Source organism: Thermococcus sp. EP1 (assembly GCF_001317345.1).
Classification (GTDB): domain Archaea; phylum Methanobacteriota_B; class Thermococci; order Thermococcales; family Thermococcaceae; genus Thermococcus_A.
Genome location: NZ_JXCG01000010.1, coordinates 15,843 through 35,144, shown reverse-complemented (window position 1 = coordinate 35,144; position 19,302 = coordinate 15,843). Strand labels below are relative to the sequence as shown.

General features: G+C 39.1%; 24 protein-coding genes and 1 tRNA gene. 14 read left to right on the top strand and 11 right to left on the bottom strand.

Annotation, left to right across the window (positions count from 1 at the left end; translation table 11 throughout):
* Position 1: 1 nt before the first annotated feature.
* From EP1X_RS07900 to EP1X_RS07880, 5 genes are all read left to right on the top strand, one after another.
* Positions 2-1,348, top strand: a complete 1,347-nt coding sequence (locus tag EP1X_RS07900; protein ID WP_055283390.1) for a signal recognition particle protein Srp54 — start codon at positions 2-4, stop codon at positions 1,346-1,348.
* Positions 1,345-1,584 carry an Lrp/AsnC family transcriptional regulator gene (locus EP1X_RS07895; RefSeq protein WP_055283388.1) on the top strand — a complete coding sequence of 80 codons (240 nt, stop codon included), beginning with the start codon at positions 1,345-1,347 and terminating at the stop codon, positions 1,582-1,584. The genes EP1X_RS07900 and EP1X_RS07895 overlap by 4 nt, the downstream gene beginning before the upstream one ends.
* 12 nt (positions 1,585-1,596) lie before the next feature.
* Entirely contained in the window at positions 1,597-2,121 is a 525-nt protein-coding gene (locus EP1X_RS07890) for a YkgJ family cysteine cluster protein (protein ID WP_055283386.1), read from the top strand.
* 64 nt (positions 2,122-2,185) lie between these two features.
* Positions 2,186-2,899: a phosphoribosyltransferase family protein gene (locus EP1X_RS07885; protein ID WP_055283385.1), complete on the top strand. Its 714-nt coding sequence runs from the start codon at positions 2,186-2,188 to the stop codon at positions 2,897-2,899.
* Positions 2,900-2,927: 28 nt separating this feature from the next.
* Positions 2,928-3,278 (top strand): hypothetical protein, encoded by a 351-nt coding sequence (locus EP1X_RS07880; protein ID WP_055283383.1) that lies wholly within the window; start codon positions 2,928-2,930, stop codon positions 3,276-3,278.
* Here the strand turns inward: EP1X_RS07880 and EP1X_RS07875 are convergent.
* Entirely contained in the window at positions 3,267-3,710 is a 444-nt protein-coding gene (locus EP1X_RS07875) for an Lrp/AsnC family transcriptional regulator (protein WP_055283443.1), read from the bottom strand. The genes EP1X_RS07880 and EP1X_RS07875 overlap by 12 nt on opposite strands.
* Positions 3,711-3,825: 115 nt before the next feature.
* On the opposite strand from EP1X_RS07875, the gene EP1X_RS07870 reads away from it, so the two are divergent.
* Positions 3,826-3,903: transfer RNA gene (locus EP1X_RS07870), tRNA-Arg, on the top strand.
* Positions 3,904-4,084: 181 nt separating this feature from the next.
* A complete protein-coding gene (locus tag EP1X_RS07865; RefSeq protein ID WP_055283381.1) occupies positions 4,085-4,288 on the top strand; it encodes a MoaD/ThiS family protein in 204 nt (67 codons plus the stop codon).
* Positions 4,289-4,551: 263 nt separating this feature from the next.
* Here EP1X_RS07865 and EP1X_RS07855 read toward each other — a convergent pair whose 3' ends face one another.
* Positions 4,552-5,745 (bottom strand): pyridoxal phosphate-dependent aminotransferase, encoded by a 1,194-nt coding sequence (locus EP1X_RS07855; protein ID WP_055283377.1) that lies wholly within the window; start codon positions 5,743-5,745, stop codon positions 4,552-4,554.
* A gap of 310 nt (positions 5,746-6,055) precedes the next feature.
* Here EP1X_RS07855 and EP1X_RS07850 point away from each other — a divergent pair, with 310 nt between their 5' ends.
* On the top strand, positions 6,056-6,880 hold the full coding sequence (locus EP1X_RS07850; RefSeq protein WP_055283375.1) for a DUF835 domain-containing protein: 825 nt from the start codon (positions 6,056-6,058) through the stop codon (positions 6,878-6,880).
* A gap of 8 nt (positions 6,881-6,888) precedes the next feature.
* Here EP1X_RS07850 and hypD read toward each other — a convergent pair whose 3' ends face one another.
* The 3 genes from hypD to dapA form a co-directional block, all read right to left on the bottom strand.
* Positions 6,889-7,998, bottom strand: a complete 1,110-nt coding sequence (hypD, locus tag EP1X_RS07845) for a hydrogenase formation protein HypD (protein ID WP_055283374.1) — start codon at positions 7,996-7,998, stop codon at positions 6,889-6,891.
* Between the two features lie 2 nt (positions 7,999-8,000).
* The gene (locus EP1X_RS07840; RefSeq protein WP_055283372.1) at positions 8,001-8,225 is read right to left on the bottom strand and encodes a HypC/HybG/HupF family hydrogenase formation chaperone; all 225 of its coding nucleotides are present in this window, start codon (positions 8,223-8,225) and stop codon (positions 8,001-8,003) included.
* A gap of 77 nt (positions 8,226-8,302) precedes the next feature.
* Complete coding sequence (dapA, locus tag EP1X_RS07835) at positions 8,303-9,184, bottom strand: 4-hydroxy-tetrahydrodipicolinate synthase (protein WP_253276558.1); 882 nt, start codon at positions 9,182-9,184, stop codon at positions 8,303-8,305.
* 47 nt (positions 9,185-9,231) lie between these two features.
* Between dapA and EP1X_RS07830 the strand changes: the two genes are divergently transcribed.
* From EP1X_RS07830 to EP1X_RS07820, 3 genes are read left to right on the top strand one after another with little or no spacing between them, the layout of a single operon-like run.
* On the top strand, positions 9,232-10,071 hold the full coding sequence (locus EP1X_RS07830) for a PfkB family carbohydrate kinase (protein WP_055283366.1): 840 nt from the start codon (positions 9,232-9,234) through the stop codon (positions 10,069-10,071).
* Positions 10,072-10,117: 46 nt separating this feature from the next.
* Positions 10,118-10,642 carry an NUDIX hydrolase gene (locus tag EP1X_RS07825; RefSeq protein WP_055283364.1) on the top strand — a complete coding sequence of 175 codons (525 nt, stop codon included), beginning with the start codon at positions 10,118-10,120 and terminating at the stop codon, positions 10,640-10,642.
* The gene (locus EP1X_RS07820) at positions 10,635-10,988 is read left to right on the top strand and encodes an Mth938-like domain-containing protein (protein WP_055283362.1); all 354 of its coding nucleotides are present in this window, start codon (positions 10,635-10,637) and stop codon (positions 10,986-10,988) included. The genes EP1X_RS07825 and EP1X_RS07820 overlap by 8 nt, the downstream gene beginning before the upstream one ends.
* Here the strand turns inward: EP1X_RS07820 and EP1X_RS07815 are convergent.
* Positions 10,978-12,459, bottom strand: coding sequence for a hypothetical protein (locus tag EP1X_RS07815; RefSeq protein ID WP_055283361.1), 1,482 nt, complete (start codon positions 12,457-12,459; stop codon positions 10,978-10,980). The two genes, EP1X_RS07820 and EP1X_RS07815, sit on opposite strands and share 11 nt — an antisense overlap.
* Positions 12,460-12,468: 9 nt before the next feature.
* Complete coding sequence (locus tag EP1X_RS07810) at positions 12,469-13,230, bottom strand: ABC transporter ATP-binding protein (protein ID WP_055283359.1); 762 nt, start codon at positions 13,228-13,230, stop codon at positions 12,469-12,471.
* 193 nt (positions 13,231-13,423) lie between these two features.
* Here EP1X_RS07810 and EP1X_RS07805 point away from each other — a divergent pair, with 193 nt between their 5' ends.
* Positions 13,424-14,938 carry a dihydropteroate synthase-like protein gene (locus EP1X_RS07805; protein WP_055283442.1) on the top strand — a complete coding sequence of 505 codons (1,515 nt, stop codon included), beginning with the start codon at positions 13,424-13,426 and terminating at the stop codon, positions 14,936-14,938.
* A gap of 106 nt (positions 14,939-15,044) precedes the next feature.
* Here EP1X_RS07805 and EP1X_RS07800 read toward each other — a convergent pair whose 3' ends face one another.
* Positions 15,045-15,344 carry a DUF3216 domain-containing protein gene (locus EP1X_RS07800; protein ID WP_055283358.1) on the bottom strand — a complete coding sequence of 100 codons (300 nt, stop codon included), beginning with the start codon at positions 15,342-15,344 and terminating at the stop codon, positions 15,045-15,047.
* Between the two features lie 5 nt (positions 15,345-15,349).
* On the bottom strand, positions 15,350-16,111 hold the full coding sequence (locus tag EP1X_RS07795; protein ID WP_055283356.1) for a YchF/TatD family DNA exonuclease: 762 nt from the start codon (positions 16,109-16,111) through the stop codon (positions 15,350-15,352).
* Positions 16,112-16,191: 80 nt separating this feature from the next.
* On the opposite strand from EP1X_RS07795, the gene EP1X_RS07790 reads away from it, so the two are divergent.
* Entirely contained in the window at positions 16,192-17,142 is a 951-nt protein-coding gene (locus tag EP1X_RS07790; protein ID WP_055283353.1) for a DUF835 domain-containing protein, read from the top strand.
* Here EP1X_RS07790 and EP1X_RS07785 read toward each other — a convergent pair.
* Positions 17,119-17,382 (bottom strand): DUF504 domain-containing protein, encoded by a 264-nt coding sequence (locus EP1X_RS07785; RefSeq protein ID WP_055283351.1) that lies wholly within the window; start codon positions 17,380-17,382, stop codon positions 17,119-17,121. The two genes, EP1X_RS07790 and EP1X_RS07785, sit on opposite strands and share 24 nt — an antisense overlap.
* Positions 17,379-18,068 (bottom strand): MBL fold metallo-hydrolase, encoded by a 690-nt coding sequence (locus EP1X_RS07780; RefSeq protein ID WP_055283349.1) that lies wholly within the window; start codon positions 18,066-18,068, stop codon positions 17,379-17,381. Before EP1X_RS07780 ends, EP1X_RS07785 begins: the two co-directional genes overlap by 4 nt.
* Positions 18,069-18,243: 175 nt before the next feature.
* Between EP1X_RS07780 and EP1X_RS07775 the strand changes: the two genes are divergently transcribed.
* Positions 18,244-19,296 carry a M20/M25/M40 family metallo-hydrolase gene (locus EP1X_RS07775; RefSeq protein ID WP_055283348.1) on the top strand — a complete coding sequence of 351 codons (1,053 nt, stop codon included), beginning with the start codon at positions 18,244-18,246 and terminating at the stop codon, positions 19,294-19,296.
* Positions 19,297-19,302 lie beyond the last annotated feature (6 nt).

The window sequence follows — 19,302 nt, the reverse complement described above, 5'->3', positions numbered from 1 at the left end:
AATGGTGCTAGATAAACTGGGACAGTCATTAAATAATGCTCTGAGAAAGCTTGCACGTGCAAGCACGGTTGATGAGGCCCTTGTGAGAGAGGTTGTTAGAGATATTCAGAGAGCTTTAATCACGAGTGATGTTAATGTTCGTCTTGTTCTTGATTTAACCAAAAAAATAGAAAAGAGGGCCCTAGAGGAGAAACCCCCTGCTGGGGTCTCCAAAAAAGAACATATAATAAAGATAGTGTATGAAGAACTCACAAACTTCTTAGGAAAAGAGGCCAAGCCAATTGAAATCAAAGCAAAGCCCACTATACTTTTGACAGTAGGTATCCAAGGTTCTGGAAAAACTACAAGCGTCGCAAAGCTGGCTCGCTATTTTCAGAAACACGGTTACAAAGTTGGAGTGGTGTGTTCAGACACATGGCGTCCTGGTGCTTATCACCAGCTTAAACAGCTTGTAGAACCCCATGGTATCGAAGTCTTTGGAGATCCAGAGGAAAAAGACGCAATAAAACTCGCAAAAGAAGGTGTTGAGTATTTCAGAAAGAAAGGAGTAGACGTGATAATAGTTGACTCCGCTGGAAGACACAAAGAAGAGAAAGGCCTAATTGAGGAAATGAGACAAATAAGCAATACAATAGACCCACATGAAGTCATCTTGGTAATAGATGGTACCATCGGGCAACAGGCATATAACCAAGCTTTAGCCTTCAAAGAGGCAACTCCCATTGGGTCAATTATTGTTACCAAACTTGATGGTTCTGCAAAAGGAGGAGGAGCTTTATCCGCAGTAGTTGCTACTGGTGCTCCAATAAAATTCATTGGTGTAGGAGAGAAAATAGATGATCTTGAACCATTTGACCCGAAAAGATTTGTGTCAAGGCTTCTCGGGCTTGGAGATATCCAAGGGTTGCTGGAGAAGTTTGAAGAGCTGAGCAAGGAAGTAGAGTTCAAAGAGGAGGATGTAGAAAAGTTCCTCAGAGGGAAATTCAACCTCAAGGATATGTACGCCCAACTTGAGGCCATGAGTAAAATGGGGCCACTTCAGCAAATATTGAAAATGATCCCTGGAATGGGGTACTCCATCCCTGATGAAATGATAAAAGTCAGTGAAGCCAGGTTAAAGAAGTTCAAAGTTATTATGGACTCCATGACTGAGGAGGAACTTGAAAATCCCGAGATAATAAACTATTCACGGATAAAGAGAATAGCTCGCGGTTCAGGCACAACACCAAAAGACGTAAGGGAGCTGCTCAACCAATACAATCAAATGAAAAAATTCTTTAAGGGTATGGATAAAAGAAAATTGGCCAAGATGGCCAGGAAGTTTAATGTTGGAGGGTTTGGTCTATGATAGAGGCCTTTGTGTTGATTATTGTTAAGCCCGGAAATGAAGATTTGGTATATGACAAACTGAATGGAGTCTCCCAAGTTAAGGAGATATACAAGGTTTACGGAGAATATGATATTATACTCCGCGTTGAAGTGGATAATATCAAGGCCCTCGATGAATTTCATGACACAGTTTTGAGGAAAATAAGGGAGATAGAGATGACCGAGACGTTAATAGCAAGCTCCTATGGGAGCTGAGGTGATAAAAAGGTGGAGAAAAGGTGGGTAGCCACAATACACCTGGATAGCCTTCGAATTGAAAATGACCCTTCTTTTAAATTTAAGTGCTTACCAGGATGTGGTAGATGCTGCATTGAGTTAGACATACCCTTAAGGGATGAGGACATCGCCAAAATAGAGGATCTTGGATATAACGCGTGGGAATTCGTTGATTATGAGAAAATGTTCTATCGTGGGAACAAATTTTTAGGGTATGGTCTAAAAAAGAGACCATTTGACGACGCTTGCCCCTTCCTTCAGGAAGATGGTAAGTGCAAGATATACTCCCACCGACCACTTGCATGTAAACTCTATCCCTTTATTTTAGTTAGACATGGCCTAGCCCTTGAAGTATACCTCAAAGAAGATTCTTTCTGTAAGGGGATTAACCATCCTGAGGGGGAACCTATTACACTTGAGCTTGTCCTCAGATACTTTGGCGACGTTATTAGAGAATACCAGCATAAACTGGGAATTTCAAACACGCACTATAAACCAGAAAATCTTACAATTTGAAGCCTAACCGAAACATATTTATACATTTTTCTGTCAATATTATCTACCAATAGGAGGTGGGAGCTTGAGTCAAATAGAAGCTGTCAAGGAAAAACTTCGAGTTATCAGGATTTTAAGGCTTTTGAAGAAGAATTACACCTATGAGGAGTTATCAAGGATTACAGGCCTTCCAATCACAGTGCTAAACAGATATGTAAGAGGGAAAGTCCTCCCAAGTACACAGAGGACTAAGGAGTTAATAGAGATACTCTCACCTTACCTAAACCTGGAAGAAGAAGTTAGGCGAAGGATAATATTTGATAAGCATGGGTTGTTTGATAATTTGAAGATTCTTAGTGATAGTGACTTAATGAGCCTCATTGCCGAGAACATTGCCTCGAAATATAGAGAAGTGAAGATAGACAAGATATTAACGGCTGCCACAGATGGCATCCCTTTGGCAATCCACATCGGAAATGAACTTGGTGTCGATGTAGTTTATGCCAAAAAGAAAAGAGAGGTTGGTGTAGAGAAGTTCTATGAGGTGAATTATGTATCAAGTTCTTCTGGCAGTGTTATGACACTTTATCTGCCCTACTGGGCTATTAAAAAAGGAGAAAATGTGCTCATAGTCGATGATGTTGTGAGGAGTGGAGAAACTCAAAAGGCATTATTGGAAATGTGTAAGCAGGCTAATGCCACCCCCGTGGGGATGTTCTTCCTGATAAGCGTTGGTAGCGTAGTTGAAAGAATAAACGAGGAATATAAGATCCCCGTGGATGTTATGATCCAACTTTGATTTTTTTATTACTTTTGGAGGCCTCTCAATGGAAGTTGAAAATATCCAAACGGAAGATAGATTTATGATATACAACGTTATGGGTAAAAGTATAATGGTGGAAACAGGGTTAAACAAGGAATTTAGATTTATTTGTCCAATTGAAGAATGTGGAGAAACCATAGAAATTCAAGGCATTATAAAAATGGTATCACTGGAAGAGTACAAGAGAGTCCTCAAAGAGACTCTCAAAGAACATGCAGAATTTGAAGCCATTAAAACATTAAATCCAACTCCCTTGATATTTGAAGGCACTGTAAACGGAAAAAAGGTAAAACTTCCCGCAGAGAGCGTTCAAAGCCTCGCCAAACGTTTCATAGATACTTTTCTAAACCTCTAATGTCAAGTCCTCCTTCACCACTTCCATAGCAACATGGGTGTAAGTTTTTTCCACCCCATCTATCCTGAGAAGTTTCTTCACAAATTTATTCATATCTTCTCGTCCCCTAAATTTTGCAATTACAATTATGTCATACTCTCCAGTTACGTCATATACGCATGCCACATGGGGATCTTTAGATATTTCTCGTTCGATCTCAATTATTCTCTTCCCTTGAGCCCTAACTCCAATAATGGTTGTCAGATCATAACCCAACTTACTGTAATCGAGTTTTGGAGTGAAACCCAAGATCACTTTCTCTTCTTCCAGCTTTTTAAGCCTGTTATAAACTGTTCCAACTGCAATTCCCAATTTCTTGGCTATCTCTCTATAAGAAAGTCTAGCGTCTTTCTGAAGGATCGAGATTATCTTCCTATCGAGCTCATCCACCATTCCTCCACACCAAAGAGAATTTGAAAAATACTTTAAATACCCTTGGATTTTTGTTAAATAGAATAGTTTAACACAAAATTTATAAGCGAGGAAGAAGGGATAGGAAAACGGGAGTGGACCGGTAGCCTAGCCAGGATAGGGCATCGGCCTCCTAAGCCGAGGGTCCGGGGTTCGAATCCCCGCCGGTCCGCCAGAAGAGTTCTTTATTGTTTTATATAAGAAACAAAGGGAGTTCTGTCTCAGGTGTGATGGCCCTCATCATCTTTCAGTGCCGGGCCACGACCATCATCGACATTGGAATTTTAATAACTAATTTAAAGAAATTTTCGACAAAGTTAAAAATATCAGATAAAATGCTCCTCAGGTGAGGTCTTATGATCAAGGTCAAAGTCATTGGAAGAAAAATCGAGAGAGAAATAGAACATCAGAAGGGTATGAAAGTTAAAGACGTGCTTAGAGCAGTTGGATTCAATACAGAAAGTGCGATAGCAAAGGTGAATGGGAAAGTTGCCCTAGAAGATGATCCTGTTAAAGATGAGGATTATGTTGAAGTTATTCCAGTCGTTTCTGGGGGTTGAGATTTAACTCTCCCTTTTTTAGAAGATCCTCATGGAACTTATCCTCCAAGAGTCCCACAAAGAATCTGGAATAGCCGAGACTGAAAAGCTTTTAGATCATGGCAAGAGGTGGGATCTTAAAATCATGTTGACTTTTCTCTTTTTTCAAGCCCCGCCCTTTAGGACGGGGAGGAGGTCGGCGTGGTTATTGAGAGGAGGAAACAAAAAGGTCTTAGAAAGCCTTGGAGAACCAATACTCTTTCCTGCCAAAAAAGAAGAAAAAATTAACCAAGTCTTTCCTTCATGAACTTCTCCAAGTTGTCCATAGCTTCTTCCAAAATAGGCACTGGTGCAAGGAATATTGAACGGAAGTGCATTTCTCCGCCTTCTCCAAATCCAGAACCGTGGACAAATAGCACGTGGGCATTATGGAGAACATCAAGTACAAATTCCTTGTCGTTCTTCCATGGCCCATCCTCAATCTTGGGGAAGATATAGAAAGCTCCTTCCGGTTTTTGGGTGCTTATTCCAGGTATTTCATTTAGGCGCTTGTAGATGTAATCTCTTCTCTCCTTAAGCTTTGCCATGTATTCCTCCAAATAATCCATTGGACCCGTAAGACCAGCTATAGCAGCTTTTTGAGCAGGAGTGTTTGGACAGAGCCTAATTCTTGCCAGTTTTCCAATGGCCTCCCTTACTTCAACAAGCTTGTTTTCTGGATCAACGAAACACATGTATCCTAAACGCCAACCTGTTGCGAAATAAACCTTTGAAAGGCCATTCATTATTATCACAGGTACATCTTTAGTTAGAGAAGCTGGAGAAACGTGTTTTCCTTCGTATGTCATAAGATCGTAGATCTCATCGCTTATTATTGGTATGTCATATTCTCCAGCAAGATCAATTATCTCCTGAAGAGTTTTCTTCTCATATAATGCACCAGTTGGGTTGTTTGGATTTATGACTGCTATGGCCCTCGTCTTGTCGCTTATTTTTTTCCTCATGTCATCAATATCCGGCTGCCAGCCCTCTTCCTCAATTGTCCTATAGGCCACTGGGACTCCACCATAAAAGTGTACCAAAGCCACATAGGGCGGATAACTTGGACCGGGGATAAGTATCTCTTCCCCTCCATCTATCAGAGCGCCAAAGATAAATTGCAACGCTTCAGTAACAGCTGCTGTAACCTGAACGTCCTCTGGTGTTATATCAACCCCATTCTTTTTCTTTTCCCTCTCAACTATAGCTGCTCTAAGGTCTTTATCTCCCTCACTGTCCCCATAATAGTTGTGACCTTCCATTATAGCCTCACAATAGGCTTTTTTCATGTGCTCTGGTGGTTGAAAATCAAACTTTACCGGGTCCCCTATATTCAGTTTGATAATTTTAACACCTTGTTTTTCAAGTTCTCTTGCCGGAAGAACGACGTCTCTAATAGCATACTCAATGCCCATAGCCCGTTTAGATGCCTTTATCATAACCATCACCTTCCAAATTAGGTCAGAAATATTTGTTTTCCGAGCATAAAAATTTTTCTTATTGTAGAATTACCCTTCATATTTGAGAGATAGCTTTAAAAGAGAAAAAACGTAGCTATTTCAGGCAATGACGATTAGCAAGCATGCTGAAGAGTGATGACGTGAACACCCTCCGAGCCTTTGTATTCACTTCAAAGTTTAAGAAAATCAGCGAATATTTGTCTTTATTCCTTTTGTAGTTACCTAATTCTTGTTCTTTTGATCAAAAAATTTATTAACACACGTTGCACAGTTAGAAAAAGTGGACATAATGGGGATTGTTGAAATCCTCCTAAGTGAAGAGTTTAATGAAGGGATCACTCTCCTAATCAATATAATAACAATAGCTCTAGCTCTCAAGTTCAGGAAACCATTTAAAGAGCGATATATGGGTGTAGGAAAGTTTTATGATGCTTTGCTCCTTGCCACAGTGGTATGGTTTATCGCAGAATGCTTTTATGCTCCATCATATTTTTCAGATTACTTCACCGAAGAATTTATAGAAAAGTCGGAATGGATCGCAGATAACATATGGGTAATATTCCAACTGCTGTTTCTTTATGCATTTGCATCCCTTTTTGGGGCACTTGTGAGTAGGTATGCAATAGGAGTTATCAAAGAGAGATCTCTAAACGACTCGGACAACCTAGATGCTGGTTTAACTTCAGGTTCTTATATTATAATTCCCGGAAAGGAGAAAGAGATTTTCTTAAGTATTTTACAAAAGCGTCCTGGGTTTATTATCTCCCGAACTTCGCCTGACAAAGTTAAAACATTTTTTGGAGTCAAGGAGACCCCTATAATGTGGCTCACAAAAGTAGAATGTGAACAGTGCATATGGCCCACAAACCTTGAGTACCTAGGACATTTGATAGTAGACTTTCTCAAAAAGGACAATATTCCAAAAGTAGTATTGATAGAGGGGTTGGAATACCTCGCTCTTGAGAACAACTTTGAGAGGATCTTTAAGTTTCTCTCCAGCATTAAAGATTACGCTGTTCTAACGAATTCAATAGTTCTCCTGGTAATTTCTCCAGAGGCGTGGAGTAAAAACCAATGGGCAATATTAAAGAAGGAATTCCCAGTGATAGAATAAAATTAAAATTAGAAGAGTGCACCATATTTGTAAAATATCTGACATGTGCCCTCATAAGATACCATACATGGACCAACGGGATTCCTCGGAGTGCATGTTTTTCCAAATAGAGGACACTGAGTAGGCAAGGCTAGACCCCTTAGTATTGCCCCGCATATGCAGCCTTTTTCTAAATCAGGAAGCTCTGGAGGCTTAATCTTGAAGAGGCTCCTTATTTCGTAGTCTTTGTATTCCTTTTTAAGCTCCAAGCCACTATTGGGTATTACTCCCAGGGCCCTCCATTTTGCATCTACAGTCTCAAAAATAGCTTCTATAGTCCTTTGAGCTTCCACATTTCCCTCATATTTAACAACCCTTGTATACTGGTTTTCTATCTTAGCTTCCCCTTTCCGTATAATCCTTAGAAGCATAAACACACCCATAAGGAAGTCTACCGGTTCAAAACCCGCCACAACTTGAGGAACACCGTATTCCTTTGTTATATATTCCCATCCCTTAACTCCTATGATGGTAGAGACATGTCCAGGATCAACTAATCCATCGAAGACTGTCCCCTGCTTTATTAGTGCCTCCACTGCAGGAGGAGTTAGTCGGTGCACAGAATATATTTTAAAATTCTCGATCTCCCTCTCAATGACCTCTTTTAATATTCCTGCCGCTGGAGCTGTTGTAGTTTCAAAACCTGGAGAGAAGTGAACAACAAGTTTATTACTCTCTTTAAGAGCGATCTTATAAGAATCGTATATTGAGTAAACAACCCTAACATCAAAACCTTCACTTTTTAAATCTGCAAAGCTACCAATTGCAGTCGGGATCTTATACATGTCACCAAAGGTTGTGAGGATAATGTCCTCACCCTCTTCCTTCGCCTTCCGAACTATCTCCATCATTGTCGCTATATCTTCTGCAGGTGTGATACAAACAGGACACCCAGGGCCACTCATTATTTTAACGTTCTCTGGGAGAAGAGACCTTATTCCATTTCTAGTAACTGTATCCTCATGAGTTCCACAAACGTGCATAAGTTTTACTTCTCTTCCGATTTTTTCAGCCTCTTTCTTTATGCCCCTCAATATTTTTTGAGCTAATTCCCTATCTTGAAATATTGAGAGCTCCATGTTCATTCCTCCATGGCCTTCATAACTTCTTCCCAAGCTTTAATGCTCTCAAGGGCGGTTTTCTCATCAAGCTTCTCAATAGCAAATCCAGTGTGGACTATAACATAATCTCCTACTTTGACATCTTTTACGAAGTCTATTCTCGCTTCTCGTTTAACTCCTCCAAAATCTACTATAGCAACGTTATCCTTAATTTCAATAACCTTAGCAGGTATTGCCAAACACATTTTCTCTCACCTAAAATGGGTACGGGAACTGGTTTTTAATTCTTTTTTAAACCATAAGTTGTTCACAGAATTGTGTACTAAATGAGACCAATATCCAACAGAACTTGCTCTATATCCTCTAAAGCTTCCTCATCCAAGGGAAGAGCAGGCATTCTGGGATAACCTACTTCAAGCCCACACATTCTCATAGCATCTTTTATGGCACTTATCTGGTTATACTTCTTCACAATAACCTCATTGAGATAGTTTACCATGAGTTGCAGTTTCCTAGCTCTTTCATACTTTTTCTCAAGAAATGCGTTATACAGCTCCACACAAAGTCTTGGAGCCACATTGGCTACAGCAACAACAGCCCCATGTGCCCCCAAAAGCCATGAAGGGTACATCACATCTGCCGTTCCAGCCAAAATGTTTATTTTGTCTCCCACTCTTCTTATAAGTTCGGCTATTCTACCTATTGATCCACTAGAGTCTTTTATTCCCACAATATTTGAATGCTCCTCTACAAGTTCTTCAATCGTATCAAGATCAATATTAACTGCAGTAAACTTTGGAACATTATAAAGCAAAATAGGGATATCTACCTCATAAGCTATCCTTGAATAATGAGCCAAAAGTTCGCGTTTATTGGGCTTAAAGTAATAGGGTGGGGCAATGAGAACTGCATCAACACCAATATCCCAAGCTTCTTTTGCAAGCTGAATAGTCTCTCTCGTTGAATTCTCAGCAACCCCAGCTATAACAGGGAGAAGAGACTCCTCTCTGACAATCTTCAAAACCCTTAATTTCTCTTCAAAGCTAAGATAGGGAAATTCACCATTGCTTCCCAAAGTTACCAGCCCATTAAGCTTTGCGTCAGCAAAATAATGGACGAGTTCTCTCAGTATCTCCTCATTTATCTCTTCTCTATCATCAAAGGGTGTTATATGAGGAACAAAAATACCCTCAAACATAGGCATCAATTTAAAAAGAACCTTAACCTAATTAAACCTTGCGGGTGGAAGAAATGAGGTGCTTAGTAATTGGACATATAACACACGACATAATAGTAAAAGGAAGCGAGAGAATCGAGAGAGTTGGTGGTGGCGCTTATTACTCCTCTTTAGCGCTCTCAAAGTTCTGTGAGGTAGTGGTTCTAACCAAAGTTGGGGAGAAATTTCCAATTTCATGGCTAAATGAACTTGAAGAACATGGAATTTCTGTTATAATCATTCCCTCAAAAAACAGTACGACATATGAGTTAAAATACATCAATGAAAACAGGAGAACCCTTAGACTTCTATCAAAAGCCGAACCATTTTCTCCGGAAGAAATTCCAGAGGGAAAATTTGACATGATCTTACTGAATCCAGTGGCAAATGAAATTCCGCCTGAGGTGGTGCACAAGTTTAAAGAGGAATGGCTAGCTATAGATATCCAAGGGTTCATTAGAGAAGTAAAAAACGAGAGCATAAGATTGAAAGATATTGATGGAAGCTTCCTAAGCAAAGTAAAGATCCTTCATGCTGATGTTAATGAATTCAAGCATTTAAATAATATAGATCCAAAAAAAGTGGATGTCTTGTTGGTATCTAACGGCCCTGAAAGCGGGATTGCATATCACGAAGGACAAAAGTATCTCTATAAACCTATAAAAAAAGACGTTAAAGAATCTACTGGGGCAGGAGATGTATTTTTAGCGGCCTTCTCTTACTTTTACAAGACACTACCCTTCATCCCAGCTCTGAAGAGCGCCAACGCATTCACGGCAATGTTCTTAGAACGAAGAAATTTTGATTTTTCACTCAATGAGGTTTCAGAAAATGCTAAATTTGTAGAAGTTGAGAAAGTAGATAGTGAGAAATAAACACTGGTTGAATCCACGTGAGTTATTATCAAGCAAGGTGTCTCATATGGAAAGATATATCCTGCTTATAAAAACTCCAAAGGGGTACAATATCACCCCTCTTAAAGAGGAAATAAAAAAGCTCATTGAGACTAAACACCCCCAGCTTAGGGTAGAAACACATCGGTGTATAGGTTTAACCGTAGACCTAGTAATCCTCTATAAAGATGGTATAGTTCTGATACAGCGCCGTAATGAGCCCTACAAAGACCATTGGGCCCTACCAGGTGGATTTGTAGAATATGGTGAGAGGGTAGAAGATGCAGCAATAAGAGAGGCAAAGGAAGAGACAGGCCTTGACGTAGAACTTATAAAGCTTATTGGAGTTTACAGTGACCCCAATAGAGACCCAAGAGGTCATACCGTCACAACAGCTTTTTTAGCCAAGGGCAAGGGCATATTAAAGGGTGGTGATGATGCTAAAGAGGCCAAAGTTTTTGGAATTAGTGAATTAAAAGACCTTAAACTTGCTTTTGACCATAGAGAAATCATAAACGATGCCTTAAAGTTATTAGGTGAGAAAAATGATTGAGAGAGTGGAATTTGGGAGAATAACTGTGAATGGAGTAGACTATACTCATGATATTGTTATCTACCCTTCCGGAAAGATTGAAAAGCGAAAGAAGTGGATATCCAAAAACAAACATGGTACAAGCCATAAGCTCGACCCTGACGAGTTAAAAGAGTATATGGGAGAAGATTTTAATGTGCTCGTAGTTGGAACTGGAATTTACGGCATACTTTCCCTCCTCCCAGAGAGCAAAGAACTGATGAAAGGGAAAAGAGTTATTGAAAGACCTACCCAGGAAGCGATAAAAATCTTCAACGATCTCAGAAAAGAGGAGAGAGTTCTTGGGATATTCCATATTACCTGCTAGAGCCGCGTATAAGAAATACCAAGATTAACAGGATTATAAAGCCTATAAACTGACTTATAAAAATATTTTCTAGGCTCAAAATAACGGGAATAGCTATGATTGCAAAAATAGCTCCCACTAAGATAAACATGAAAATAACATGAATCCACTTGAGGTCCGGTATTCCAATCTCCTCTCCGGAATAATGGAAAAAGTATAACATTGTCGTAAAAGACGCTATCAATGGAAGCAAGATTGCATATGGGAATAAAACTACTGCCTTGTAGTCATAATAACTTCCAAGGCCTACAAGAGCGATCCCTAACAAAATCGGCACAGTGGCCATAGATAAAACTTTTCCAACTACAAATTCTCTCTTTTTCAGGGGAAGTGTCCTTAAAAAGTCCAAGGCTTTCCCTTCAACTTTGAGAACTGCATCAGCGCCAGGAACAGAAAAGAGGCCAATCATAAAGAGAAGAGGAAGAACTTCCACTAGGCTAAGATGTCCCTCTCTAAAGGAGGAGATAAGCGTTGGAAAAAGTATATAAATTGGAAACAAGAATGCAACGAGCATTGCAGGCTTTCGTAAAAATACCTTAAAATCCTTGAAGACTACGGCAAAGATTTTATTCGTGGTCTTTGCTTTAAATTTAGTCACGATGTGTTTTTCCGAAACCACGGCAGGCTCTAGTATCTTACCCCATACACTTCTAAGAGTCAAATAATAGAGGAATCCAAATACAGAGAAATATGTACCAAGAAGAACAAGACTCCTTAATGGATCAAAAATAGAGGCTACTGAAAAAGGATATGCAATAAAATATTTTCCAACTATTCTCGCAACCTCTTCTGAATGATCCCGTATATAATACTGAAGGTAGTTCATCACCATGAACATGCCTATAAAGAGGAAGAAAAGCACAATTCTTGCAATGTTTCTAATGGACTGCCCCTTCCCGGCCCTATGCTGAATTTTAAGAGAGAAAAAGTTTACCGCAATGAGTCCTAATGTGTGACCTAAAAAGAGGCCCATAAATACCCAAAAGACCCCAAGTACTCCTGCGTATGGATACTTTACCATTAAGACGAAGACGCTTGGGAGCACTGTGGCCAAAGCTGGGAAAATCTCAAGCAATAAAAGCCCACTAAGGTATTTTGACCCAAGTCTCACTGGAAGATACTTCAAAGGTTCAAAAATTCCAACTGAGAGAATATACGAAGTTTGAATCGCAGTCACGTACATAGCAAAAATAAAGGGAAGAAGGGATAGAGAGACCATCAATGAAGCAAGAACTATCTTCTCGCTTGTGAAAATAAAAGTAGAAGCCATTATGAGCCCAAAAGGCAAAAAACCTAAAATTTGTATCCCAACGCCACGCTTAATACTCATTGCATTTTTGATAGCTTTTTTAAACTGCTTTTCATCGTTTGCAATGAGAGGATTCCTTTTAGCTATTTGATAATGAAGTTCACGATAAAGAGTGCCGATCATAAAAATCACCTATAATGCTCCTTTTAAAGCCTGAACTATATTGTAAATCTCCTCCTTGCTCTCTGTAAGCTTAAGGAATATGTCTTCAAGATTCTCCTCATGAGCCTTCTCCTTCAACTCCTCTATTGTCCCCTCTACAATAAGCCCTCCTCTATATATCAACCCAATTCTATCACATATCATCTCTGCCAAAGGCAAAATATGGGTAGAAAAGATTATACTTTTTCCCTCCCTTTTAAACTCAAGTAAGAGCTCTCTTAAGATCCTGGCACTCTTAGGGTCAAGACCATTCATGGCCTCATCGAGAATCAGCACCTGAGGATCATGAAGCAAAGCAGAGATTAATGAAATCTTCTGTTGGGTCCCAAAACTGAGAGTTCCAATAAACTGGTCAAGGTATTCTTCAATTCCAAACGCTTCAACAAGATAGTTGACCCTTTCTTCCAAGACATTTTCAGGGATCCCCCTAATACTAGCAATGAAGTTGAAAAATTCTGCAGGGGTTAAGCTCTCATATAGAACAGGTGTTTCTGGAACATAGCCCGAGATTTCTTTAACCTTTATTGGATCTCTCGAGGGGTCAATTCCATTAATATCCACTTTTCCCGCAGTTGGCTTTAGTATCCCAACAAGAATTTTCATTGTTGTGGACTTTCCACTTCCATTTGGTCCCAATAATCCATAAATCTCACCATCATTGACACTAAAACTAATTTTATCAAGTACAATCTTCTCCCCAAACTTTTTAGAGAGTCCCTCAACCCTAATCATGATGTTTACACCTAAATCCGAATAAGTCCACACCATATTTAATAGCTTTCCCTCTATATTGAACATTTTTCTAGGATATTATCAAGTAAATATTCTAAACATTTACCTCCTTTCTACTGTGAAGGGTGAGGCTTTCAGGCGGGAAGGATGTTTAAGCAAAATCTCTAAATATATTTATCTCCAATACCAAACCATGAAAATTCTCTTAGTCACGGGAAAAATTGCAGAGCCTCTAGTGAGACAATATGGAAAAGGATGTGATGTCTTTGTTTGTCCGGTTAGTGTTGCGGCTTTTTTAACTCCAAGAATGATAACCAATTATCTAAAACAGGCCAAAATAAAGAACTACGACCTAATTATGGTTCCAGGATTAGTTAAAGGCTCTACTCAGGAGATCGAAGAGGCCTTGGGAATCCCAACTTTCAAAGGGCCCAAATATGCATATGACATCCCTCAAACACTCGAGGCTCTTAGAAATGGTTTTAAACTAAGCAAAGAGACTCCTGCTGATGAACTATTTCAAATTGATGCGCTAAAAAGAGTGGAGGATATAAAAAATAAAACAAAAAATAAAAACTACATCGAAAAAGCTCTTAAGAAGCCATACAATTTTTTGGTAGGGAATTTACCCGTTGGATTGGACTTTCCTCAGAGGATTGTCGCAGAAATCGTAGATGCACCTAAACTTGATCTAAACAAAATCGTAGAAAAAGCTATATATTACCTAAAGAATGGTGCCGACATCATAGATGTAGGGATGATAAGTGGAGAAGAAAATCTTGAATTTATTGAAAACATTCCAGAAATCAGAGAAAGGTTAGGAGGAAATGGTTTTAACCCGCCTATAAGTTTTGATTCCCTAAATGAACAAGAACTTGAGAACGCGTTGAACTATGTGGATCTTCTTTTAAGTGTGGACGAAGGCAATGTTGATGCTCTTGTTACAAAAAAACCAGTTGTCTTAATTCCAACTAATCAGAAAAGAGGATATTTCCCAGAAAATCCAAAAGAAAGAGTCGAATTTTTAGAGAAACTCAAAGAAAAAGCAATTAGCCTTGGTTATAAGAGAATTATCTTGGATCCAATTCTTGAACACATCCCTCATCTAACACGGTCTTTAAGTGCTCTTCAATTTTATCGTGAGAGAAATCCAGAGGACGTTCTATTGGCTGGTGTTGGTAACGTCGTAGAAATGATTGATGCAGATAGTGTTGGTATAAACGCTATTTTGGCCGGAATTGCAAAAGAACTTAATATCTCTTTACTTTTAACCACCGAAGTTAGTCCAAAATGCAGAGGAGTCGTTAAAGAACTCAAGAGGGCCCTAGATATGATGCTATTTAACATGCCCAAAGACCTAGGCTTTGATCTTCTCATCCTTAAAGAGAAGAGAAGTGAAAAAGTGGAGTATATCATAGACTCACCTGTTATAAAGGCTAGAGAAAGGGAGATTAAGTTAGAAGACATTTACTTCCGGATATTCCTCAAAGATGATAAAATCTGGGTCATAGCCCATAAGGGCACTGATCAGGTTTTAACCGTTGTCGGAGACAAACCAAATGCAATAATTGACACAATTCTCGAAAACTTCAAAATCTCTCCAAGACATGCCTTTTATTTAGGTAGAGAACTAGAAAAGGCAAAAACTGCCCTTAAGCTCAAACGAACCTACCTCCAAGAAGGTGAGCTATTCAAAGAGTTCTACTAGCGAAAAAATTTAAAAGTAAACGGAGAAGTTATTTTGGCGGGCTCGTGATGAGCTTTCCCTACGGCCCGAGCCCTTTGGCTATGATGAATACAGCCAGGGCTGAGAGTTAAGTACTATTATTTCCCTCAAAAAGTGGCACCTTTGCTCTTTTGAACTTCTCTTCAAGCCTTTCTCTCTTTGCCTTCACTTCTTCTAGAAGAGCTTGAACATCTTCGTTTTCCGGATATTTTCTTTGAAAACTTACCAACATTCCTTCAATGAAACCCAAAATCGATACATTTACAAAGTCCTCACCTTTCTTACTCGAAAGTTCTTTTTGAAGAGCTACAAATGAGTCTATCGCCCTTACAATATTTTTTTCTCCAAGCTTTTCACACAAGAGTTTAACCTTTTCAATCTCTTCCATTTTCCTCACCCCAAATTTAGTCTGAAAAATTCTAACGTATTCCTTTCTGTTATCTGTTCAACTTCATCAAAGCTAATTTCCTTGATTTCAGATATTCTTTTAATAGCAACTTTTATGTACTGAGGTTTGTTCTTTTCACCTTTAAACGGACTCATATATGGAGCATCAGTCTCAACGAGAATGCTCTCAATTTCAAGAGCCCTCGTGACATTTTCGATTTCTGGGATAAAAACTATACCCGTGTTTATGCCAATAAAATGACCATTTTCAACAATTTCCTTAGCAACATCGATGTTTCCACTATATGAGTGAAAGTAAGCCTTTAACCCTCTTCTTTGAACCATTTCAAAGGCTATTCTTTCAGCATCTCTAGCATGTATGACTACAGGAAGCTTTAATTCCTCCGCAACACCAAGAAAATAGTCAAATATCGCTCTCTGGTTTTCTCTTTCTTTTTCCGTCTGAGCATAGTAGTAATCAAGACCTATCTCTCCAACCGCAACTATCTCATCCTTATGTTGCCAAATAAAATCCTCTACCTTTTTGACCTTCTCCCAGTTACCTCTCCGAGCTTCATTAGGTGCAAATCCCAAAGTGGGAAATATAAAGCCAAAGTAAGGTTTCAAAAGTTCCCAACTTTTCCACACATGAAACTTTCTGTATTCGGTTATAGAGTCCACTATAGCTTTTAATTCTTCTTTACTCTCCATTATAATGGGTGAAACGTCTCTCTTAAACATCTCCACGTGAGCATGAGCATCTATCATCTTTTACCCTCCTAACGCCATAGCCTAAATCATAGAAAAGCTTTTCTATTTGAACTGACTAAAAAGTAGAGGGGGATAGAATGGAGATTTGGTCACATCTAATACAGAATGATCAAATCATTAAATATCTTAAAGATAAATCTCCAAAGGAAATTCTTAGTTATTTGATACCTAATAAAGAAAAAGAGAGCGAGTATTACAAAAAACTTGCTGAAAACAGCTATATAGAGAGTGCAAAAGCTCTCTTTTCTATGCTTTCTGAAGAAAATCTTAAACATAGAGATGAACTTTATAACGAATTCAAACTCCTTTATCCAGAAGAAGAACCAATAGAACTTGACTTACCGCTTCTTGAGATCAAACCCCCTCAAAAGACATTGACTAGTGTTACTGAGTATCTAAAGGTTCTCCGTGTGTGCATGAACAATGAACTGCTAGAAAAAGAGATTTATGAAATTTTAGCGAGGGTTTCCATGGATGAAAAGTTAAAGTTAATTCTTTCCCAAATGTCAAGAAAAGCGCAACAACATTATGAGGAGTTAAAAGAACTATATGACTTGCTCCTTGCACTATCTGAAGATGAAGTTAAGCTCAAAGAGCCTTCGCCAAGAGGATATCTTTTCTCAAGCAAATTCAAATCCCGTTACTTCCTCATGAACATTTTAGACAACAGAAAAAGCATGGTTATAACACGAGATGACCCAGAAACTATTAAAGGGCTCTTTAAGAAGGAGATAGAGGTTTACTGGATAACAAACGTCCCTGTAATCGGTTCAATTTCACCAGAACGCTTTGAAGACTCCAAGAAGTTCATGATAGACTTTTTGAAACAAGGGAACACCATACTCGCAATAGAGGGAATTGAACACCTTAATGCCAAAATTGGGTTCAAAAAGCTCTTTGAAATACTGACATACCTAAAAGACCATGCAATTGTGAGTAAAAGCTTTTTACTAATTTCTGGAGATTTGAACACATTTGAAGAAAAGAATAAGGGGCTTCTAATTTCAGAATTTGAATTTATCTCCTAATCCACGTTTTTTCCATATTATTTTCCCATCTTTTCTAACTACTGCAAGGATTCTATGGTAGGGAATTTGTGTATCTTCAATGAAAAAATACCCATGTCCAAGAGTTATCAGTTTAACAGGAATCTTTTTTATATCTCCATAAGCACCCCTATGTTCTATGACGATATAGTAATCCTCCTCATTTTCACGAGGATCATATTTAAGCTTGGACAATACTTCTTTAACAAAGCCCTTTCTCACTCAATAACCCCCAAGTATTTTTGAATATCTTTAAGGTTCTTCTTCCAATCAAGTATGGGTCTCCCATGCCCAGGCAGGGCAATATCTACTTCAATCCCCTCTAATTTTTCTAAAGAAGTTACGAGATCCTTAAAATCCCCTGTTGGTAGATCAGTTCTACCTACAGAACCCTTAAATAGAGTATCTCCTGTAAAGAGGAGCTTCTCTTTAGGTTCATATATACAAACGCTACCTGCTGTATGGCCAGGAGTATGAAGAACAATCAATTCTTTCCTCCCAATTCTTAAGACATCCTTATCTTTAATAAATAGATCCACCCTTTGGGGAGCAAACTTTCTTCCATAAGCATAGGAAAGTATCACGTAATCATCACCCTTCTCAAGAACTTCTGCTGCAACTTCATGAGCCGCAAAACTTACTTCAAGTCCCATTCTCTCAAAAAATTCTTTAAACCTCCTGTTACCCCCCACATGGTCGAAATGTTCATGTGTGCTTAAGATAATAACCCGTCTAAGTCCCCTAAGGTAATCTTCACGTTCAAAAACCTCAAAATACCTGTGCCAGTAAACTCCGGTCCCGGTGTCTACTATGAGTCCCTCTTCCCCATCCCGAAAGAGGTAAATATTTGAATCATATCCCACTCCTCTGAGCATGACAGTATTAGGGGGTATCTCTATAGGAATCATGTTGTTCACCTCAAAAAGGCTCAAGGGGGGACCGCATCCTCATCCGAGGACTTGTCCCGTCAGGAGGGATGAATCTCTTCATCGCCCAAGGATAGTTGATGGAGGATAAAATAAACTTTTCCTCAACCCAAAGTGTTTATAAGTGAGGAAATCCCATTCCACTTAGGTGACCCTAATGAAAGCCGAAAGGGCAAAAGAAATTTTAGTTGAGCTATTAAAGATTCCTTCCCCTTCAGACCATGAAGATCGCCTTGCATTGCACATAATGGAATTCCTTCATAAACTTGACTATGAAGTCCATATAGAGAGTGATGGAAGAGTAATCGATCTAGTTGTCAATCCTGAAGCTGAACTCTTCTTTGAGGTCCACATGGACACAATAGATATAAGAGCAAAACCTTTCGTGAGAGGAAACATAGTCTATGGTACTGGAGCAAGTGACGTAAAAGGTGGACTTGCCAGTGTACTTCTCATGTTAGAGAGTCTGAAAAAAGAGAATGGCGAACTAAACGTTGGAGTCGTCTTTGTGAGTGATGAAGAAAAAGGTGGAATGGGCTCAGCATTGTTCATGGAACGTTACAAACCAAAGATGGCTATCGTACTTGAGCCTACAGACTTAGAAGTACATGTAGCTCACGCAGGTAACATTGAAGCATATTTCGAAGTAGATGGAAAAGAGGCTCATGGTGCCTGCCCAGAAAGCGGAATAAATGCCATCGACCAAGCTTACAAAATGATTGAAGAACTCAAGGCTCTTGAACCTTTTAACCAGAAGGGCAAATACTTCGATGCGTACATTGGCCTTCAAGAACTGATATGTGAGAACCCATATTATTTAATCCCCGCTTTATGTAGGGGACGATTCGAGGCAAGATTATTACCAGAGCAAGAGGTCGAGGATATTCTAGACCTTATGGAGCCAATACTTGAAGAATACACTTCCAAATATGAATACACTGAGATATGGGATGGATATGAACTTGAAGAGGATGAAGAGATCGTGCAAATAGCTAAAAAGGCCATGGATGCAGTAGGTCTAGATGAATTTGGAGGGATGAGAAGCTGGACAGATGCTATAAACTTTGTGTACAACGGTACAAGAACTATTGTCTTCGGGCCAGGAAACCTCGACATCTCACACACCAAACATGAACGTATAGATGTTAGAGACGTGGTTAGCGCCAGTGAATTCCTAAAAGAAGTAAATAAAATTTTTGGGAAAATGTAGTATCTT

Coding starts and splice junctions, on each gene's coding strand:
- EP1X_RS07900 (WP_055283390.1), top strand. CDS start 2: ATGGTGCTAGATAAACTGGGACAGTCATTAAATAATGCTCTGAGAAAG.
- EP1X_RS07895 (WP_055283388.1), top strand. CDS start 1,345: ATGATAGAGGCCTTTGTGTTGATTATTGTTAAGCCCGGAAATGAAGAT.
- EP1X_RS07880 (WP_055283383.1), top strand. CDS start 2,928: ATGGAAGTTGAAAATATCCAAACGGAAGATAGATTTATGATATACAAC.
- EP1X_RS07875 (WP_055283443.1), bottom strand. CDS start 3,710: ATGGTGGATGAGCTCGATAGGAAGATAATCTCGATCCTTCAGAAAGAC.
- EP1X_RS07865 (WP_055283381.1), top strand. CDS start 4,085: ATGATCAAGGTCAAAGTCATTGGAAGAAAAATCGAGAGAGAAATAGAA.
- EP1X_RS07855 (WP_055283377.1), bottom strand. CDS start 5,745: ATGATAAAGGCATCTAAACGGGCTATGGGCATTGAGTATGCTATTAGA.
- EP1X_RS07850 (WP_055283375.1), top strand. CDS start 6,056: ATGGGGATTGTTGAAATCCTCCTAAGTGAAGAGTTTAATGAAGGGATC.
- hypD (WP_055283374.1), bottom strand. CDS start 7,998: ATGGAGCTCTCAATATTTCAAGATAGGGAATTAGCTCAAAAAATATTG.
- EP1X_RS07840 (WP_055283372.1), bottom strand. CDS start 8,225: ATGTGTTTGGCAATACCTGCTAAGGTTATTGAAATTAAGGATAACGTT.
- dapA (WP_253276558.1), bottom strand. CDS start 9,184: ATGCCTATGTTTGAGGGTATTTTTGTTCCTCATATAACACCCTTTGAT.
- EP1X_RS07830 (WP_055283366.1), top strand. CDS start 9,232: ATGAGGTGCTTAGTAATTGGACATATAACACACGACATAATAGTAAAA.
- EP1X_RS07825 (WP_055283364.1), top strand. CDS start 10,118: ATGGAAAGATATATCCTGCTTATAAAAACTCCAAAGGGGTACAATATC.
- EP1X_RS07820 (WP_055283362.1), top strand. CDS start 10,635: ATGATTGAGAGAGTGGAATTTGGGAGAATAACTGTGAATGGAGTAGAC.
- EP1X_RS07815 (WP_055283361.1), bottom strand. CDS start 12,459: ATGATCGGCACTCTTTATCGTGAACTTCATTATCAAATAGCTAAAAGG.
- EP1X_RS07810 (WP_055283359.1), bottom strand. CDS start 13,230: ATGATTAGGGTTGAGGGACTCTCTAAAAAGTTTGGGGAGAAGATTGTA.
- EP1X_RS07805 (WP_055283442.1), top strand. CDS start 13,424: ATGAAAATTCTCTTAGTCACGGGAAAAATTGCAGAGCCTCTAGTGAGA.
- EP1X_RS07800 (WP_055283358.1), bottom strand. CDS start 15,344: ATGGAAGAGATTGAAAAGGTTAAACTCTTGTGTGAAAAGCTTGGAGAA.
- EP1X_RS07795 (WP_055283356.1), bottom strand. CDS start 16,111: ATGATAGATGCTCATGCTCACGTGGAGATGTTTAAGAGAGACGTTTCA.
- EP1X_RS07790 (WP_055283353.1), top strand. CDS start 16,192: ATGGAGATTTGGTCACATCTAATACAGAATGATCAAATCATTAAATAT.
- EP1X_RS07780 (WP_055283349.1), bottom strand. CDS start 18,068: ATGATTCCTATAGAGATACCCCCTAATACTGTCATGCTCAGAGGAGTG.
- EP1X_RS07775 (WP_055283348.1), top strand. CDS start 18,244: ATGAAAGCCGAAAGGGCAAAAGAAATTTTAGTTGAGCTATTAAAGATT.